Source organism: Streptomyces sp. NPDC097619, from assembly GCF_040302735.1.
In the GTDB taxonomy this organism is placed as follows: Bacteria; Actinomycetota; Actinomycetes; order Streptomycetales; family Streptomycetaceae; genus Streptomyces.
In genome coordinates this window covers 1-1,226 of sequence record NZ_JBEOSD010000332.1, presented here as the reverse complement: position 1 = coordinate 1,226, position 1,226 = coordinate 1, and the positions used below count along the sequence as shown (strand labels likewise).

1 protein-coding gene is annotated in these 1,226 nt (G+C 69.8%); it reads left to right on the top strand.

The genetic code is table 11. The features are described from left to right. Positions 1-1,226 (top strand): LamG-like jellyroll fold domain-containing protein (locus tag ABTZ17_RS36830; RefSeq protein ID WP_352200184.1); only part of this gene is annotated, 1,226 nt, incomplete at both ends.

The following is a 1,226-nucleotide window of genomic DNA, read 5'->3' as shown; positions in this document are numbered from 1 at the left end:
ACCAGCTACGACGCCGACGACAGCAAGCTCACCTACAAGATCTACCGCAACGGCGCCGCCACCCCCGTGGCCACCGTGACCGCCGACTCCCTGGAGTGGGAGCGCCGACAGGCCTCCTGGACCGACACCACCGTCAAGGCGGGCCAGTCCTACACCTACCGGATCTCCGCGACGGACGCCGCGGGGAACGTGAGCGCCCTCTCCGCCACGGCCCCCGTGACCGTGCCGACCTCGGTGCAGGCGTACCCGAACCAGGTCCGCTCCGACGGCGCCACGCTGTACTGGCGCTACGAGGACACGGTGAGCCCCTTCACCGCCGACTCCTCGGCGGGCGGCAACACCAGCGGACTCCAGATCAACACCCCGACCCTCCGGGCCGCGCCGGGCGCCGTCACGGGCACCGCCTACGGGTTCAACGGCACCGACGAACAGGTCCACAGCGACCACCGGCAGAGCGTGGGCTCCACCTACTCGCTGGAGACTTGGTTCAAGACCGACACCACCCGCGGCGGCAAGCTGATCGGCTTCGGCAACAACACCACCCGCACCAGCAAGAGCCACGACAAGCACGTCTACCTGACGAACACCGGTCGCCTGGTCTTCGGCGTGTACACCGGGGGCCTCCCGCGCACCATCACCACCCCGGCCCAGACCGCCTACAACGACAACAAGTGGCACCACGTGGTCGCCACCCAGGGCCCGGGCGGGATGACCCTGTACGTGGACGGCCAGGTCAAGGGCACCCTGAACGTCACCGCCCACCAGAAGTTCGCGGGCTACTGGCACGTCGGCGGCGACAACATCTCCGACACCTGGCCCCTGCGCCCGACCAGCACCTTCTTCGCCGGACAGATCGACGAGACGGCCGTCTACCCGACCGCGCTCACCGCCGCCCAGGTGCAGAACCACCACGACCTGGCCAAGGCGCCCGCCGACACGGTCTCCGAGGTCTCCGCGACCGAGGACACCTACATCAACCAGGGCGCCCCCAGCGCCTCCTACGGCAGCTCCACCAGCCTCGCCGTCCGCGGCACCGGCTCCCTCTACGAGAGCTACCTCCGCTTCAACCTCCCGGCCGCCCCGGCCGGACAGGTCCTGAAGGCCGCCTCCCTCCAGATCAAGACCTCCACCCAGACCGGTGCGGGCACCGCCAACACCGTCTCCGTGGTCCCGGTCACCGGCACCTGGAGCGGCACCAGCACCTTCACCACCAAGCCGACCCTGGG